This is a genomic window from Corynebacterium sp. ACRPE, assembly GCF_022347435.1.
Lineage (GTDB): Bacteria > Actinomycetota > Actinomycetes > Mycobacteriales > Mycobacteriaceae > Corynebacterium > Corynebacterium tuberculostearicum_D.
The window spans coordinates 24,020-40,259 of sequence record NZ_JAKRNA010000005.1 but is presented as its reverse complement, the minus strand read 5'-3'; the positions used below and the strand labels follow the sequence as shown (position 1 = coordinate 40,259).

General features: G+C 63.7%; 15 protein-coding genes. 5 read left to right on the top strand and 10 right to left on the bottom strand.

Features of this window, described 5'->3' with window-relative positions; translation table 11 throughout:
• Nucleotides 1–5 precede the first annotated feature (5 nt).
• The 9 genes from MHY13_RS04010 to dacB are packed head-to-tail and all read right to left on the bottom strand — an operon-like array spanning nt 6 to nt 8,123.
• Nucleotides 6–479 (bottom strand): DUF3180 domain-containing protein, encoded by a 474-nt coding sequence (locus tag MHY13_RS04010; RefSeq protein ID WP_005325664.1) that lies wholly within the window; start codon nt 477–479, stop codon nt 6–8.
• Nucleotides 476–961, bottom strand: coding sequence for a 2-amino-4-hydroxy-6-hydroxymethyldihydropteridine diphosphokinase (folK, locus tag MHY13_RS04005; RefSeq protein ID WP_005325662.1), 486 nt, complete (start codon nt 959–961; stop codon nt 476–478). The genes MHY13_RS04010 and folK overlap by 4 nt, the downstream gene beginning before the upstream one ends.
• Nucleotides 961–1,341: a dihydroneopterin aldolase gene (folB, locus tag MHY13_RS04000; protein ID WP_239281100.1), complete on the bottom strand. Its 381-nt coding sequence runs from the start codon at nt 1,339–1,341 to the stop codon at nt 961–963. Before folB ends, folK begins: the two co-directional genes overlap by 1 nt.
• A 4-nt stretch (nt 1,342–1,345) precedes the next feature.
• Nucleotides 1,346–2,308 carry a dihydropteroate synthase gene (gene folP / locus MHY13_RS03995; protein WP_239281098.1) on the bottom strand — a complete coding sequence of 321 codons (963 nt, stop codon included), beginning with the start codon at nt 2,306–2,308 and terminating at the stop codon, nt 1,346–1,348.
• A 37-nt stretch (nt 2,309–2,345) separates the two neighbouring features.
• A complete protein-coding gene (gene folE / locus MHY13_RS03990) occupies nt 2,346–2,939 on the bottom strand; it encodes a GTP cyclohydrolase I FolE (RefSeq protein WP_204610941.1) in 594 nt (197 codons plus the stop codon).
• Nucleotides 2,939–5,284: an ATP-dependent zinc metalloprotease FtsH gene (gene ftsH / locus MHY13_RS03985; RefSeq protein ID WP_204610939.1), complete on the bottom strand. Its 2,346-nt coding sequence runs from the start codon at nt 5,282–5,284 to the stop codon at nt 2,939–2,941. The genes folE and ftsH overlap by 1 nt, the downstream gene beginning before the upstream one ends.
• A gap of 12 nt (nt 5,285–5,296) precedes the next feature.
• Nucleotides 5,297–5,884, bottom strand: a complete 588-nt coding sequence (gene hpt, locus MHY13_RS03980) for a hypoxanthine phosphoribosyltransferase (RefSeq protein WP_200435727.1) — start codon at nt 5,882–5,884, stop codon at nt 5,297–5,299.
• A 12-nt stretch (nt 5,885–5,896) separates the two neighbouring features.
• The gene (gene tilS / locus MHY13_RS03975) at nt 5,897–6,847 is read right to left on the bottom strand and encodes a tRNA lysidine(34) synthetase TilS (RefSeq protein ID WP_239281096.1); all 951 of its coding nucleotides are present in this window, start codon (nt 6,845–6,847) and stop codon (nt 5,897–5,899) included.
• Nucleotides 6,837–8,123 (bottom strand): D-alanyl-D-alanine carboxypeptidase/D-alanyl-D-alanine-endopeptidase, encoded by a 1,287-nt coding sequence (gene dacB / locus MHY13_RS03970; RefSeq protein WP_239281061.1) that lies wholly within the window; start codon nt 8,121–8,123, stop codon nt 6,837–6,839. The genes tilS and dacB overlap by 11 nt, the downstream gene beginning before the upstream one ends.
• An 82-nt stretch (nt 8,124–8,205) precedes the next feature.
• On the opposite strand from dacB, the gene MHY13_RS03965 reads away from it, so the two are divergent.
• The 5 genes from MHY13_RS03965 to MHY13_RS03945 all read left to right on the top strand — a co-directional run bounded on the left by MHY13_RS03965 (nt 8,206) and on the right by MHY13_RS03945 (nt 14,524).
• Nucleotides 8,206–8,679, top strand: a complete 474-nt coding sequence (locus tag MHY13_RS03965; RefSeq protein WP_239281060.1) for an inorganic diphosphatase — start codon at nt 8,206–8,208, stop codon at nt 8,677–8,679.
• A gap of 253 nt (nt 8,680–8,932) precedes the next feature.
• The gene (locus MHY13_RS03960) at nt 8,933–9,754 is read left to right on the top strand and encodes an endonuclease domain-containing protein (RefSeq protein WP_239193246.1); all 822 of its coding nucleotides are present in this window, start codon (nt 8,933–8,935) and stop codon (nt 9,752–9,754) included.
• Nucleotides 9,755–9,807: 53 nt separating this feature from the next.
• On the top strand, nt 9,808–10,104 hold the full coding sequence (locus MHY13_RS03955; RefSeq protein WP_005325643.1) for a rhodanese-like domain-containing protein: 297 nt from the start codon (nt 9,808–9,810) through the stop codon (nt 10,102–10,104).
• Nucleotides 10,105–10,141: 37 nt separating this feature from the next.
• A complete protein-coding gene (locus tag MHY13_RS03950) occupies nt 10,142–10,600 on the top strand; it encodes a MarR family winged helix-turn-helix transcriptional regulator (protein WP_049377915.1) in 459 nt (152 codons plus the stop codon).
• A complete protein-coding gene (locus MHY13_RS03945) occupies nt 10,601–14,524 on the top strand; it encodes a Pls/PosA family non-ribosomal peptide synthetase (RefSeq protein ID WP_239281059.1) in 3,924 nt (1,307 codons plus the stop codon). It begins immediately after the preceding gene.
• A 22-nt stretch (nt 14,525–14,546) separates the two neighbouring features.
• Here MHY13_RS03945 and MHY13_RS03940 read toward each other — a convergent pair whose 3' ends face one another.
• Nucleotides 14,547–16,193 (bottom strand): metallophosphoesterase, encoded by a 1,647-nt coding sequence (locus MHY13_RS03940; RefSeq protein WP_239281043.1) that lies wholly within the window; start codon nt 16,191–16,193, stop codon nt 14,547–14,549.
• Nucleotides 16,194–16,240: the final 47 nt, after the last annotated feature.

Here is a 16,240-nt window from a genome sequence, read left to right as displayed (position 1 = left end):
GCTCACTAATGTACCGCTTGTACCCCATCTGGTGGGGGCGGGGTCTCGCAGTGTCGTTCTAGCCGCAGGCCAGCGGCGGCCATCGCGAGGCCACCAAGCGCGGAGGCAATGACGCCCACGAGGTCATCAGAGGCCGCGGTGAGCGTACCGGCGTTGGGAATGACGTAGACAGCAATGCCGGCATAAATGCCACCCACGATGGCACCCGTCCATGCCGAGGCCTTTCCTACCAGCATGAACTGCGTGATGGTCATGGGGTTGAGCTGCGAATTATCCAGGCCGATGCCATGCTCGTCCTCGGTGGCTTGATCCACCTTCCAGGTCAGCGCCACACAGATGACGGCCATGAGCCACAGCGTGGCGGAGACCGTTACCGGGATTTGCAGCATGGAGCCATAAAAGCGCGTGGTGAGGATGGCCGCCGCGGCGGCAAAGAAGACCCCGGTGCCGATGAGGGCACCCAGCGAGGTCCGTGTCATAGCTCCTCCATCATGCCCAGCCGGCGAATATCGGCGCGCTCCTGCGGGTCGAGTGCTGCTACCCGCTTGGCGACGCCCTCCCCACTCAACCTAGCACCAGCATCGGCCGCCAACCACGGAATCAGCACGAAGGCGCGCTCGTGGGCATAAGGATGCGGGACGATAAGCTCCGGGTCGTCGGAGGTATAGCCCTCGATGTCGACGATGTCCACATCCAGCGTGCGCGGTCCCCAGTGGCGCACGCGCACCCGCTCGGCGGCCTCTTCAAGCTTCTGCCCGCGGCGCAGCAGTTCCTTCGGGGTCTCCTCGACATCCACGATGAGCACCGCGTTGAGGAATTCGTCCTGGTCCGTCACGCCCCACGGCGGGGTGGCATAGACGGGCGAGGCGGCGACGATCTCGCCGGCGAACTCGTCGAATACCGTGCGCAAAAGCTCCACGCGGTCATCCATATTGGAGCCGATAGACAGCACCGCACGCATTAGAGGGTCCTCGCGTGCTTGCGGGAGCGGCGGGCGACCACGGCGACGTCGGCAAAAGTGCGCGGAATCGGCGCCTGCGGCTTGTGCAGGGTGACCTCCACGGCGTGCAGGCCCTCGAAGGTGGCCATGATGGTATCGGCCACCTCGCTGGCGACGGTCTCGATGAGGTCGCGGGCGGGGCCTTCGATGATTTTCGCGGCGACGTCGGCAAGCTCGGCGTAATTGATGGTCTTGGTCAGATCATCGGTGGCGGCGGCGTCGGCGAACTCGGACCAGCAGGTGATATCCACGATGAAGGGTTGGCCCGTACGCTTTTCTTCCTCGAAGACGCCGTGGTAGCCAAAGCATTCTAGGCCGGTGAGCTCGATGCGGTCTGCCATGTTTTTACTCCTCAGGGTTGCGCGGTAGGGCGGTGGATTTCATGGTGCCATTGCCATCGGCGCCATTGCTATAGCTGCCGCTGGCATTGGCCCCACCCTTGTAGTCATCGCCGGCGTTCCAAGCCGCGGCCACATCGACGGCGTCGCGGGAGACGGCGACTTCATGCACGCGCACGCCCCACGCGCCCATCTGGGCGGAAATAGCGGTCACGGCCGCAGTCGCGGGATCGGCCAGCAGCGGGCTGGACTCCACGCCACGGTCCTCCCGGATGGCGGCGAGGAAGCGCTTGCGCGAGGCTCCCACCAGCACCGGGAATTCGGCGTCGAGGAACTCCGGCAGGGCCTTGAGCAGCGCCCAATTATCCTGCGGGGTCTTAGCAAAGCCCAGGCCCGGATCCAGCACGATATTATCGCGGCGCACGCCGGCCGCCAGCGCGTTATTTGCCAGGCGCTCGAGGGTCTCATGCACATCGCGCACCACATCGCCGCCGTGGTCGGCGCTACCGGCTGCGGATCCAAAGGCGCCTTCCTGCAGCGTGCGCCAGTGCATCAGGCATACGGGTACGCCGGCCTCTGCCATCGTGCGATACATCTCCGGATCAGCCAGGCCACCGGAGACGTCATTAATCATGTCCACGCCGGCCGCTGCGGCCGCACGGGCCACCGAGGCGCGCATCGTATCCACGGAGGTGCGGATGCCCAGCTCACTCAGCGCCTTAATGACGGGAACCACGCGGCGCTTTTCGACGTCCGCCTCCACCCGCACCGCACCCGGCCGGGTGGACTCGCCGCCGACGTCAATCATGTCCGCGCCTTGCGCCACGAGTTCGCGGGCGTGGTTGATGGCGGCATCGACGTCCAACCACTTACCGCCATCGGAGAAGGAATCCTCCGTGACGTTGACGATGCCCATCACCAGCGTGCGGTTGGCGATGCTCAGATCCGATACCGAGGTTGCCTGCTGCATGGCGTGCTCCTTCTCGCTTTCGTGGTAACCGGGGGACTTAGCTGCGAATCAGGCTGAGTACCTCGGCGCGGGAGGCGGCATTATTTTTGAAGCCGCCGCGCACCGCGGAGGTGGTTGTTGTCGCCCCCGGCTTGCGAATGCCGCGCATGGCCATGCACAAGTGCTCGCACTCAATGACCACGATGACGGACTGCGCACCGAGGACCTCCACCAAGGCGTCCGCTACCTGCTGGGTGAGGCGCTCTTGGACCTGGGGGCGCTTAGCGTACATATCTGCCAGGCGGGCGAGCTTGCTCAAACCGGTGACGTGGCCGTCTTTGCCCGGGATGTAGCCAATATGCGCCACGCCGTAAAACGGCACCAAGTGGTGCTCGCATGTGGAATAAATGGGGATATCGCGCACCAGAACCAGTTCTTGGTGGTCCTCGGCGAAGGTCTTATGCAGGACCTCGGTCGGGTCCTCGTGCAGTCCGGCGAAGACTTCGCGGTAGGCGCGGGCCACGCGGGCCGGGGTTTCGCGCAAGCCCTCGCGGTCAGGGTCCTCCCCTACCGCAAGGAGCAGCTCACGCACCGCTGCCTCCGCCCGGTCTTGGTCAAAGGCGGCGCGAGCGGGAATGTGATTATCAGACATTAGTTATCTTCTTGCTTGTCGTCCTCGCGCGCATAGGGGTTCTTGCGGCGATCCTTTTCGCCCCAACCAGGGGTAAACCACTGGCTGGTCTCGGCATCAGCATCCGCGCCAGCATCCGGCTTGTGGTGCTTGCCACCGCTGTTGGCGGGGCGGGCGGCCGGGCGTGCAACAGGTTCGGAAGGCTGAGCCGACTGATTGTCGCGGGCCGGCTTGGCGTCCTTCGCTTCCTTATTCTCGTCTCCCTTGGCGGGGCCGCGGCCCAACTCGCGGGCGGTGTCCGGGTCGACGTAATCGCCGGCGTGCTGGCCAAAGTTGAAGCCCACCTCACCCTTCGGCTCTTCGCCGGCAAGGCGGCGCTCACGGGCGGCCCGGGAGGCATCGAGAAGCGTCATGCGCTTAGGCAGCTCCTCGCCGCGCTCCTTCGCTAGCTCGACCGGGGTCTTCACTGGGGCGTAGCCAATCTGGCGCGGGAAGCGGTCGTCTTCACCTGGGAAGACGTCGAAGGCCTCACGCGGCTCGATGCCGTCGAAGATGCGCTCCAGGTCAGGGCGGCGCAGGGTTTCCTTCTCCAGCAGGGCCTCGGCCAGCTTATCCAGGTAGTGACGGTTATTGCGCAGGATGTCATAGGCCTGCTCGTGCGCGCGCTCCAGCAGGTAGCGCATCTGCTCATCAATCTTGGAGGCAACCTCATCGGAGTAATCGATGGAGCCGCCGCCACCCATCTGGCTGAAGGGATCGCCCTGCTCCTTGCCGTACTTTACGGTGCCCAGGTCTGGGGAGAAGCCGTACTCGGTGAGCATGGAACGAGCGATCTTGGTGGCGTTTTCAATATCGGAAGACGCACCGGTGGTCGGCGCACCGAAGACCAGCTCCTCGGCCGCGCGGCCACCCATGGCAAAAACCAAACGGGAGAAAAGCTCGTCGCGGGTGTACATGCCTTTGTCGTCTTCCTGGGAGGTCATGGCGTGGCCGCCGGTGCGGCCGCGGGCCAGGATGGTGACCTTGTACACGCGCTCAATATCCTTGAGCGCCCACGCAGAAAGCGTGTGTCCGCCCTCGTGGTAAGCGGTGACCTTCTTCTCGTGCTCGGAGATGATCTTGCCCTGGCGGCGCGGGCCGCCCACGACGCGGTCGGTGGCCTCTTCCAAGGCGTCATAGGTGATGACGTTGCCGCCGATGCGGGCGGTAAGCAGGGCGGCCTCGTTCAGCACATTGGCCAGGTCCGCGCCGGACATGCCGGCGGTGCGCTTAGCCAGCTGCGCTACGTCAACCTCTTCTGCCAGCGGCTTATTCTTCGCATGCACGCGCAGGATCTCCTCGCGTCCGGCCAAGTCCGGGTTGGTGACCGGAATCTGGCGGTCGAAACGGCCCGGACGCAGCAGCGCCGGATCGAGGATGTCCGGGCGGTTGGTGGCGGCGATGAGGATCACGCCTTCGCGGTCACCAAAGCCGTCCATTTCTACTAGCAGCTGGTTAAGGGTCTGCTCGCGCTCATCGTGGCCGCCGCCGGTACCGGAACCGCGCTGGCGGCCCACGGCGTCAATCTCGTCCACGAAGATAATGCAGGGGCTATTTTCCTTCGCTTGCTTGAACAGGTCGCGCACGCGGGAGGCACCCACGCCGACGAACATTTCCACAAAGTCAGAACCGGAGATGGAATAGAACGGCACGCCAGCCTCGCCAGCCACGGCGCGGGCAAGCAAGGTCTTACCGGTACCCGGAGGGCCATAAAGCAGTACGCCGCGCGGGATCTTGGCGCCTAGGTCGTGGTAGCGGGTGGGGTCTTCCAGGAAGTCCTTGATCTCCTGCAGCTCATCCACGGCCTCGTCCGCACCGGCCACGTCCTCAAAGGTATTGGTGGGCATGTCCTTGGTCAGTTCCTTAGCCTTGGAACCGCCGATGCCAAACATGCCGCCGGCGCCCTGCTGCATGCGGGACATGAGCCAGAAGAGGAAGCCAAAGAGGATGATCATCGGCAGCAGCATGCTGAGCATGGAGCCGAGGAAGGATTCCTGGGTGACGTTAGTCTGGTATTTCTCGGCACCAGAATCCTTGACGGCGTTAAAGACCTGTTCAGAGGCGCGGGCCGGGTACTTGGCCACGATCTCTTTCACGCCGTCGCGCTCGTCTACCGTGATTTCGTCCTTGAGCTTGATGCGCAGGCGCTGCTCGCGGTCATCAATTTCCACCTCATCGACGTTTTTGTCCTTGAGCTGGGTCAGCGCAACGGAGGTATCCGCTTGCACATAGCCGCGGGCATCGTTGCTGAAGAAGGTAAAGGCGTACAGCGCGATAAGGATTAGAGCCGCAATCCCGCCGTAGCGAAGAATCTTGTTGTTTTTCATTACTGCGCGATTTTAGTTGGTGGTATAGACATCAGGGTGAAGGGTGCCCACGTAGGGCAGATCGCGGTAGCGTTCCGCAAAGTCCAGCCCGTAGCCGATGACGAATTCATTCGGGATATCAAAGCCCACATCCAGCAGGTCAATATCGGCCTTGACTACCTCCGGCTTGCGCAGCAGGGTGACCACATTCAGCGAGGCAGGGTTGCGGCCTTCCAGGTTGCGGATAAGCCACGACAGGGTGAGGCCCGAATCGATGATGTCTTCCACGATGAGCACGTTGCGCCCGGCAATATCGCGGTCCAAATCCTTCAAAATGCGCACCACGCCGGAAGAAGAAGTGGAGGCACCGTAGGAGGATACGGCCATAAACTCCAGCTCGGAGGGGATAGATAGCTTGCGCGCAAAGTCCGTGAGGAAGAATGCTGCGCCCTTGAGCACACAGACCAACAGCAGGTCTTGCTCAGAGTCGGCATACTTTTCCGAGACCATATCCGCGAGTTCTTGGACGCGGTTTTGCAGCTCCTCTTCTCCAATGAGGATTGCTTCTACATCGTCACCGTAGCGGTTTGCGGGAACGGCGAAGTCTTTCTTGTCGTGCACGTGTGCGCTCCTTTAATGACCAGACAATAGTGCCAGTTTGCCACCTATACGGGCTACTTCCAACCTCTGCCCCACCTGCCGCGCCGATCGCACGGCCACCGGGCCTTGCCCGTGCCAGTGGGTGCACAGCTTGCCGACGTCCCCCACTGCCCTCCTTGTCACTTCTACCTCCTCGCTGACCAGCCACGCAGCGATCGCCCGCCGGCGCCGCGGTTCCGCCATAGCCGCCAGCTCGGCGCAGTCGGTGGTGGGTGGGGTGCGCAGGGCGGCGTCGTCAAGCGCGGCATCGCCTGCGGCTTGCGCCAGCGCTGGCACCGCGTCCCCGCCGATGATGCGGCTCAACTGCGGAATGACCTCGCGGCGCAGCGCCACGCGGCGGAAATTCGTGTCCTCGTTCTGCGGATCCCGCCACGCGGAAAGGCCCAACTCTGTGCAGGCGCCCTCGGTATCGGCCCGGCGCACGCTCAACAGAGGCCGCACCACGCGGGCGCCTTCGACCTCGCTGCGCTCGCTCATGCCAGTCACCCGCCCACGCAGCGCGCCGAGCAGCAGCGTTTCCGCCTGGTCATCGGCCGTATGCGCCACGGCCACCTCGAAACCTTCGCCCGCGCACGCGGCGGCCAGTGCTCGATACCGCGCCGCCCGCGCGGCCGCCTCCATCGACTCCGCCCCCGCCGCAGCGCCCGCCTCAACGCTGAGCACCCGCGCCCGCGCGCCCAGCGTTCGCGCCTGTTCGGCCGCGCGCTCGGCCTGCGCCCGCGATCCGTCCTGCAACCCGTGGTCTACGCACAGCGCGAGCACCTCGTGCCCCTCCGCCACCAGCGCCGCCATGAGAGCCAGCGAATCCGCGCCCCCGGAAAGCCCCACCGCCACTGCGTGGTCAAGGCCTGCGGCGCGCACGCCGCGCCGACACGCTAGAAAGTGCGGTGAAATCCGCGGCCAAAAGGGCTTATTAGAACTCATGCAGTGCAGAAGCCAATGCGTCTTGCGCCTTGCGGGCGGCCAAAATATCGCCGTCATTTACAAGGAAGGCAAAGGCATATACGCGCCCGGAATTACCCTGCGCGGTGCCGGCCAGGGCCGAGACCCCAGTCAGCGTGCCGGTCTTGGCGCGCACGTAGCCCTTGGCCGCGGAATCGCCGTAGCGCTCGTACAGCGTGCCATCGCCGCCGGCTACCGGAAGGTAGGACACCAGCGGGCGCAGGCGCGGATCCTTGACCGCGCCATTAATGAGCTGCGTCAACAGCCCGGCGGTGAGCCGATTGTCCACCGAGAGCCCGGAATTGTCCTTAATGTCGACACCCTCGACGTCGAATCCTTGCTCCCGCAGCACCTCGAGCGTGGCCTGCGTATCGCCTTCAAAGCTGGCTTCCTTGCCACGGGACATCGCCAGCTCACGCGCAATGGCTTCGGCCATGACGTTATCGGAATGGCGCACCATTTCTCGGGCGCGGTCCGCGAGCGGCGGCGAATCCACGCTTGCCACCTCCTGCGCGTTTTCCGCCACAGAGCCCATGCCTACCTTGCCCGCGCCGAGGCGATCGCCTAGCTGCTTAGCCACATCCAAAGCCGGCTCATGACTCCTCGGCACATCCCCCGTCGTCGCGCCCAGGCGACCGCCGTAAAGCATGGCCGGTTCCATCGGCGCGACGAAGCCGCCATCCACGTTTTCCGGATCCCACCCCGGGGCCTGCGCCTCGCCGGACCACACGGAGGTATCGATGTAGACGCCATCGACCTGCTCGACGTTTTTCGAAATCTGCTCGGCCAAAACATCGAGCTGTTCGTGTGTCATCCACACATCGCCCGCGGCCTTGATGACCACGTTCTTTTCGTTCGACCCACGGTAGACCTTGGTGGTGATTCTCTCATTCTCATCCAGCGCCAACGTCGCCGCCGCAGTGGTGAGGACCTTCGTGGACGAGGCCGGGGTAAGCCGCTTATCCGCGTCGCGCTGCCACACTACGTCGCCGGTTTCGGTATCGATCACCTCGCCGCCGAAAGTGGCAAGGTCCTTATTCTTGGCGAGCTCATCCAGCTTCGCGCTCAGCGCATCCAGGTCTGCCTCTCCCGGCTCTGCTGCGCTCAACGGCTCCTCAGGAGCCTCGACCGCCTGCGCCTCCCCGTGCGAGAGATCGCCGTATTCGCGCTGGAGGGTAACGCCCAGCGCAGCCGTACCTCCGACCGCTGCCGCTACCACGAGCGCGGTCGCTGACCACCAAACATGCTTTGCTTTCATTGCCTTTAACCCTAGCGCGAATCCGCAACGCGCTAGACTATGGGCAGTAATTGATACCCAATCCCCCATGGAGGACATCGCTGTGAGCGTTGAAGTAACCATTGAAATCCCGAAGGGCTCCCGCAACAAGTACGAGGTTGACCACGAGTCCGGCAAGGTCTACCTCGACCGTTACCTGTTCACCCCGATGGCTTACCCGGCTGACTACGGCTTCATCGACCACACCTTGGGCGAGGACGGCGACCCGCTCGACGCCCTGGTCATCCTGCCGGAGCCGGTCTTCCCGGGCGTAGTCGTTGAGGCCCGCATCGTCGGCGTCTTCAAGATGACCGACGAGGCCGGCGGCGACGACAAGCTACTCGCCGTCATCGATGACCCGCGCTGGGAGCGCTACCAGGACATCGACGATGTGGAGCAGCACATCAAGGACGAAATCGAGCACTTCTTCGTCCACTACAAGGACCTGGAGCCGAACAAGGAAGTTACCGGCTCCGGCTGGGGCGACAAGGCCGAGTCAGAGAAGATCCTCGACGAGGCTAAGGCTCGCTTCAAGTAAGCCTTCCTGCTCCGGGCTGCCCTTAGGGCGTTTCGATCAAATAGCACCGCGAAAGCGGCGGTTTTCAAGGCCGTATTTGATCGAAACGCCCCTTTTTTGTCCCATTTCGCCCCTTTTTTGCTCTTCTTCGCACCCGCAAGGCCCTCCCCGCGACACCATCCCGACCCCGCAGTACAATTCGATCACATAGCAGGCCGAAACCGCCGGCCTCGGGGGACCTAATTGATCGAAATGAACGCCTAGGGGTGGGCGCATGAGAATCTTCACCACGCGCAGGGCCGCGAACCGCGCTATCAACAACCAAGCCGTGAAAATCTGCCACGGCCTCTACACGGATAGGAAGCCCTCGCCGCGCGAACTCGCGGAAATCGTCTCCCACCGCTGGCCCGATTCGGCGCTCGACGGCTACTCGTGCGCCCACCACTACCTCGGCCGCGCTTTAGGTTTCCCACTTCATTTCCTGCGCGCGGGAACGATGGCCACCAGCCCGTACTTCCGCAGCCGCCGCGCCCAGCCGAAGGCGCTGGGCCAGCTCAATGGCATTAACGTGTGCAATCCGCTGCAGGCCACAGAAATCATGGCGGAGGAAGACGCCGTCGCCTTCCTCGAGGCATGCTTTGCCGGCCAGTACGGCGCCTCCCAAATGGAGGGCCACATGCTTGATTTTCAGCGCTTCCCGCAGCACACCCGGCGCGTGATGGAAAACACCATCCTCGGCGCTGATAGCGTCCCCGAACGCAGCCTCACCCGCGCGCTTCGGCCCCATGTCACCGTGCACAACAACAGATACATTGGCCCTTACCGCTGGGATTTACTCTTGGAGGAGCACAATCTGGCCATCGAGGTCGACGGCTACGCCTACCACCAGGGCGAGAACCGGCAGCGGTTCGAAATTGACCGCCAAAAGCTTAACGACGCCGTCCACAGAGGCTACAAACCCCTCCACTTCACCGCCGCCACAATCGAGCACCACCTCGACACAGCTGTTAGCCAAGTCCTCGCGATAATCCATGGAAAAGGCGACATTGTGCAGCCACCGTGGCAGTGGCACCACTACTGGCGGTTCCAGCGCTAGCACTGGGGCACGCGGAGCAGCACAAGGCCCTATGCGTGACTAGGGTATGAGGCATGAAAAACGTTCAACCAACTGAAGTACCAGAAGGCGCTCAGCTCATTGATGTCCGCGAGAATGATGAGTGGGCGGTGGAGCGCGCGAAGGGCGCGACCCATATCCCGATGAGTGAGATTACGGGTCGTATCCAGGAAATCGACCCGGACAAGGACATTTACGTCATCTGTCACGCGGGCGGCCGCAGCATGCAGGTCTGCCAGTATCTGGAGCATGCGCTGGGCTGGGACACCATTAACGTCGATGGTGGCACGGATAAGTGGAAGGCTGCCGGGCTCCCCATCGAAACGGATTAATTGGCCTTAACCAATCTTTTGGGATTATTATGATGGTATGGCTTCCACGAATAATTCTGTAATCCCAACGGCCCTACTCGAATCCCCGTCGTTCCAACTGGAGCGCCTCCGCCGCCGCACCCGCGATGGCGTCGAGGCCGCCCTGCAAACCAAACAGACGACGCTGCGCGAGTACTGGGTCCTTACCTGCCTGGTAGACGCGGATGCCGCGTCGCAGTCCTACTTATCCGAGACCCTGGCCATTGATGCCTCTGACATGGTGCGTCTTATCGACGCCCTCGAGGACCGCGGCTGGGCCAAGCGCGAGCGCGATCCGAAGGATCGCCGCCGCCAGATCGTCGCGTCCACCAAGAAGGGCGCAAAGGTCCACAAGGACTTGGCGGAGCTTGTTTCCGCCGCCGAGGACGAGGCTTTGGATGAGTCCACCAATAAGCAGCTCAAGCACCTGCGAAAGTTGGCCAAGTCCATCATTGCCGCGGACGAGGACGAGGCATAAATGGCGGGCCCCGAATCGTTCGTCCCGCAGCAGTACCTTCTAGGTAGCGCGGCGCCGCGGCCGCGCACGCTGTGGGACATCATCACCACTACCGCGGAGATGCACCCAGACGCCGCCGCGCTGGACGACGGCGAAATCATCACCTACTCCGAGCTCATCCACGAAGTCGAGCTGTGGGCCACCGAGCTGCACGCCAATGGTGTGCGCCGGGGCGATCGCATCGGCATCCGGATGACCTCCGGCAAGCGCGAGCTCTACCTCGCCATTTTGGCGACCCTGGCGGCGGGCGCGGCCTACGTGCCTGTCGACGCCGATGACCCAGACGAGCGCGCCGAGATGGTCTTCGGCGAGGCCGATATCGATGGCGTCTTTACTGATGAAGGCTTCCGCTTCCTGCGCGACTCCGCGCGCCCGGACGCCCCCGACACCTCCGCCGAGGAGCCGGCCGAGAACCCCAATGCCCCGCGCCCAGAAGACACCGCGTGGATCATCTTCACCTCCGGTTCTACCGGCAAGCCGAAAGGCGTGGCCGTGAGCCACCGTTCCGCGGCTGCCTTCGTGGATGCCGAGGCCAGCCTCTTTTTGGTCAATCACCCGCACGGGCCGCTCGGCCCGGAGGATCGTGTGCTCGCCGGGCTATCCGTCGCCTTCGATGCCTCCTGCGAGGAAATGTGGCTGGCCTGGGGCCACGGCGCCTGCTTGGTCCCGGCGCCGCGATCCCTGGTGCGCTCCGGCATGGACTTGGGCCCGTGGCTCATCCGCCGCGATATCACCGTCGTGTCCACCGTTCCTACCCTGGCAGGCCTATGGCCGGCCGAGGCGCTGGATAATATCCGCCTGCTCATCGTCGGCGGCGAAGCCTGCTCGCAGGAGTTGGTGGACCGCCTGGCCACCGAGGACCGCGAGATGTGGAATACCTACGGCCCTACTGAAGCCACCGTCGTCGCCTGTGCGCAGCAGATGCTGCCAGGCCGGCCGGTGTCCATTGGCTTGCCGTTGAATGGGTGGGACCTGGTGGTCGTCGATAAGCAGGGCATACCTGTGGAAATGGGCGGCGTCGGCGAGCTGGTGATCGGCGGCGTGGGACTGGCGTCCTACCTGGATCCGGCCAAGGACGCGGAGAAGTACGCCCCGCTGGAGTCGATGGGCTGGCAGCGTGCGTATCGCACCGGTGACCACGTGCGCTTGGAGGAGGACGGGCTGTACTTCGTCGGCCGCGTGGATGACCAGGTGAAAATTGGCGGGCGCCGCATCGAGCTCGGCGAAGTCGAAGCCAATGTTGCGGCCCTGGATAATGTCTATAACTCGGCCGTGGCCGTGCAAAAGACCCCGGGCGGCGAGTCGGTCTTGGTGGGCTATGTTTCCCTCGAGGATGAGGCCAAGGGCTTCGATCACGAGGCCGCGCACGCCCGCTTGGCCGAAACCATGCCGGCCGCACTCGACCCGCGCATCTGCGTGATGGAAGAACTGCCGGTGCGTACCTCCGGCAAGGTAGATAAGAAGGCCCTTCCGTGGCCGCTGCCGGGAGTGGGCGTGGAATCGACCACGCTGACCGAGACCGAGAAGTGGCTCGCGGAGCTGTGGGTCGAAACGCTCGGCGTGTCCGTGGAAGACGAAAACGCCGACTTTTTCTCGCTCGGCGGCACCTCGCTGGCGGCCGCGACCCTCGTGGGCCATATCAGGGAGCGCTACCCCACCGTGGCCGTGCGCGACCTCTACGATCACCCGCGCTTGGGCTCGCTGGCCGAGCTCATTGCGGGAGCCGAACCGCGCCCCGCGGCTGCCGACGTCCCGATGCGCGAGGTCACCAAGGTCGGCTTCGGTACCCGCCTCGCCCAGACCCTGATTCAGATTCCCGTCATGACACTGGCCGCCTCCAGCTGGCTGGCCTGGCTCATGCTGGGTTCCACCGTGGCGGCATCGCTGGGCTTTGAGTGGGCCGCGGCCTATCCGTGGTGGCTGGTCATCGCCATGCTCATCGTCTTTGTCACCCCCGTCGGCCGCATCCCCATTGGCGGCTACGGTGCGCGTCTTATTACGGCCGGAATTAAGCCGGGCGATTACCCGCGCGGCGGTTCGACGCACCTGCGCATCTGGGCGGCCGAGCGCTGGGCTAATGCCTCCGGCGCGAGCTCCCTGGCCGGTGCCACGCGCGTAAATAACTACGCCCGCGCGCTCGGCGTCAAGGTCAAGCGCGGCGTGGACCTGCACTCCCTGCCGCCGGTGACCGGTCTGCTCACCTTGGGCAAACACGCCGCCATCGAGCCTGAGGTGGACCTCTCCGGCTACTGGCTGGACGGCGATATCCTGCACGTGGGCGCCATCGACGTCAAGGAAGGCGCTCGCGTGGGCGCGCGCTCCACGCTGCTGCCTGGCACCGTGGTGGGCAAGTATGCCCACGTGGAGGCCGGTTCCACCGTTACCGGCCGCAAGAAGATCAAGGACGGACAGCGTTGGTCCGGCTCGCCTGCCCAGAAGGTGGGTCGCTCCAAGCACCGCTTCCCGTCCCATACGCCCAAGCGCCGGCCGTGGTGGGTGGCTATTTATGACGCCACCTCCGTCCTGCTGGCCATCCAGCCGGTTGTGGCGCTGGCGGTAGGCGCGGCCATCGTCTTGGCCCTAGTGCATTCCACCGGCGGCGATAGCTTCGTCGGCGCGATCTTCTTCGCGCCCGTCGGCGCGCTGGCGGCCTTTGCCACCTATATACTGCAGACCTGGCTGGGCGTGCGCATTCTCTCGCTGGGCATTAGCCCGGGCGTAGCACCCGTGCGCTCGGCCAAGGGCTGGCGCCTGTGGGCCATCGAGCGCCTCATGGACGAGGCCCGCACCAAGCTCTTCCCGCTCTATGCCTCACAGCTGACCCCAGCGTGGCTGCGCTCGCTCGGCGCGGAGATTGGCGCCAACGTGGAAATCTCCACCGCGGTCATGATCCCCAAGCTCACCGAGGTCAAAGAGGGTGCCTTCCTGGCCGATGACACCATGATCGGCGGCTACGAGCTCGGCGGCGGCTGGATGCGCACCGGCGAGACCAAGGTGGGTAAGCGCTCCTTCGTGGGTAACTCCGGCATCACCGCACCCGGCCGCAAGCTATCCAAGAACTCGCTGGTTGCCGTTCTTTCTTCTACCCCGAAGAAGACGAAGGCCGGCGCCAACTGGTGGGGTGCACCGCCAGAGCGCATGCGCCGCGTGACCGTAGAGGTGAACTCCCCCGCCAACTCGGGCGAGGCGCTGACCTATAACCCGGGCTTTGCCGTCAAGGCCGCCCGCGGCGTGGTGGAAACCATGCGCCTTTTGGCACCGATGTTTTCTGCCATGCTGCTCGCGGCAACCCTCAGCGTCTACGACTCGCTTCTCGACGCCCTCGGCTTCCCCCTCACCTGGCTCCTCTCCGGCCTCATCCTCATGGGCATGGGTGCCGTGGCCATGGCCGTCACCGTCGCCGTCAAGTGGATCTGCGTGGGCAAGCACCGGGCCGCCGACCACCCGCTGTGGTCCGCCTTTGTCTGGCTCAATGAGCTGCAGGATACCTTCGTGGAGGTCGTCGCCGCGCCGTGGTTCTTCCAGCACACCTACGGCTCCGGCGAGATCAACCTGGGCCTGCGCGCCCTCGGCGTGGAGATCGGCCGTGGTGCGTGGATCGATTCCTACTGGTTCCCGGAAACGGACCTCATCCGCGTCGGTGAGGCCGCCACCGTGGGCCCTGGCACCGTGGTGCAAACCCACCTTTTCCAGGACCGCGTGATGAGCCTGGATACCGTCACCATCCAGGACGGCTCCACGTTGGCCGCCCACTCGGTGGCGCTGCCGGCCTCGCTCATCGGCACGGCTTCCACCGTGGGCCCCGGCTCGCTGGTCATGCGCGGTGACCGCGTGCCCACCAACGCCGTGTGGCAGGGCAACCCCATCGAGCCATGGAAGCGATAGGCCGCCGGCAATAGCCTGCGCCCTACCGTGCGAAGTCCTGGTATTTAATCATCTCGCCGGACTTGAAGTCCCAGGCCTCCACCCGGACGCGGTCAGCAAAGACCTTGACCCGCAGTCCGGTGGAGGCTTCTTCCTTTTCCTTGACGATTGTCTCGTCATTATCGCCATCCGGCAGGTACTCATTGAGGATTGCGCCGGTGTTGACCACCGGGAAACCGGTGCGGCCGGCCTCGCCGGTGCCGTCGTAGCGGCGGGTTCCCCACCAGTTATTTTGGTGCAGCGAGGAGTGGCTGTGGCTGCTAAACCACACGATGTTGTTGTACTTATTGACCACATTGGAAAGCGCCTCGAGGTCCTCAAAGTCATTCTGGTACCACGCCGAATGGGACATCGATACCGTCTGCGGCAGCAGCGGATGGCTAAAGACCAGTGCCGGCGTGCCCTTGGCATCCCAATACGCCAGGCGCTCATCTAGCCAGTCGAGCTGTTCCTTGCTGATGCGCTGGAACGGCTCCTTGCCGTGGCGCAGGATATCGGAATAGAACTCGGTATTCACCGAAATCAGTGGCACCCCATCAACTACCTCTTCCTTCCAGGGCTTATCCTGGCCGGAGTATTTGAGGAAGCGGTCCAGGTAGGTCTCAGAGCCCTCTTTGCCATACATTTCGTGGTTGCCGATGGTCCATAATTCCTTGCCGGAATCGTGCGGCACCTCGCTATGCGCGGCGAGGAAATCATCCCATTGCTGCTGCGATCCGTCATCCACTAGATCACCATTGAGCACAAGCGCCCCTGCCTTATCCTCCATGCCGTTGAGCTGGCGGACCGCGTCTTTGTAGTCTTGGGGGTCACCCTGGACGTCGGAAAGCACGTCCACTGTGGCTTGGGGCGAGCCTTCAAGCTCACCGAGCGGCTTGACGACGCCCACATTATCCACCGCCCACCACCAGTCATCATTGCCGTTGTTGTAGCTGAATCTAACCTGCATATTCTTCGCGCCGGCTGGCACGTCCACACCAATGGACTCGTGCTTGGAGAAGACATCCTTATCAAAGACGGCGATTTCCTGGGCTTCCCCACTATCGAAGGAGACAGTCACCGTGGCATTTTGCCCTTCCTTGCCTTGGCGGTAATGGTGGTCGAATTCCACATTCACCCGCTCCTGCCCCGCCACCGGGATGGCCGGGCTCTTTAGACCTGCGGTCATGGAATCACCTTCGGCCAAGCGCTGCTGCTTGTTGTCGATGATGGCGAAGGTGTCATGCGCCTGGGTGAAGTAGTGGCGCATATCGGTACCAGATGCCCAGGTCCAATGGCGCATATCGCCAAAGGTCCAGCCCTTCCAACGCGCCTCGCCCGAGTCCACGCCGTGCACGTTGGAGCTCCACCCCTTCGGCGCTTGGTGTGTGAACCACGCTGGGGCATCTACCTCATCGAAGCGCTCCTGCCACAGCACCCGAGACTCGGGGGCTTTCTCCGGCTGCGCATCGTCTCCTGCGGAGGAGCCCTGGGAGGAGCCCGGTGCAGAACTCAGCGAAGAGCCGAATGATGACCCCAATGAAGAACCAAGGGACGAGCCTGGCAGCGATGACTGCGCCGCGGCCATAGGGGCAGCCAAGACTCCGGTAAGCGCCAGGACAGAAGAGAAAGCATAGAGTTTATTTTTCATAACTCAATTTCTATCTGACCTGGGCAACGCGGCGGTTACAGATACGT

What these genes read in the sequence shown, in the direction of transcription:
- MHY13_RS03950 (WP_049377915.1), top strand. Translation starts at nt 10,142, where the DNA reads ATGGCTTCCACGAATAATTCTGTAATCCCAACGGCCCTACTCGAATCC.
- ftsH (WP_204610939.1), bottom strand. Translation starts at nt 5,284, where the DNA reads ATGAAAAACAACAAGATTCTTCGCTACGGCGGGATTGCGGCTCTAATC.
- folK (WP_005325662.1), bottom strand. Translation starts at nt 961, where the DNA reads ATGCGTGCGGTGCTGTCTATCGGCTCCAATATGGATGACCGCGTGGAG.
- folP (WP_239281098.1), bottom strand. Translation starts at nt 2,308, where the DNA reads ATGCAGCAGGCAACCTCGGTATCGGATCTGAGCATCGCCAACCGCACG.
- MHY13_RS03945 (WP_239281059.1), top strand. Translation starts at nt 10,601, where the DNA reads ATGGCGGGCCCCGAATCGTTCGTCCCGCAGCAGTACCTTCTAGGTAGC.
- MHY13_RS03940 (WP_239281043.1), bottom strand. Translation starts at nt 16,193, where the DNA reads ATGAAAAATAAACTCTATGCTTTCTCTTCTGTCCTGGCGCTTACCGGA.
- folE (WP_204610941.1), bottom strand. Translation starts at nt 2,939, where the DNA reads ATGTCTGATAATCACATTCCCGCTCGCGCCGCCTTTGACCAAGACCGG.
- MHY13_RS03955 (WP_005325643.1), top strand. Translation starts at nt 9,808, where the DNA reads ATGAAAAACGTTCAACCAACTGAAGTACCAGAAGGCGCTCAGCTCATT.
- MHY13_RS04010 (WP_005325664.1), bottom strand. Translation starts at nt 479, where the DNA reads ATGACACGGACCTCGCTGGGTGCCCTCATCGGCACCGGGGTCTTCTTT.
- folB (WP_239281100.1), bottom strand. Translation starts at nt 1,341, where the DNA reads ATGGCAGACCGCATCGAGCTCACCGGCCTAGAATGCTTTGGCTACCAC.
- dacB (WP_239281061.1), bottom strand. Translation starts at nt 8,123, where the DNA reads ATGAAAGCAAAGCATGTTTGGTGGTCAGCGACCGCGCTCGTGGTAGCG.
- MHY13_RS03960 (WP_239193246.1), top strand. Translation starts at nt 8,933, where the DNA reads ATGAGAATCTTCACCACGCGCAGGGCCGCGAACCGCGCTATCAACAAC.
- tilS (WP_239281096.1), bottom strand. Translation starts at nt 6,847, where the DNA reads ATGAGTTCTAATAAGCCCTTTTGGCCGCGGATTTCACCGCACTTTCTA.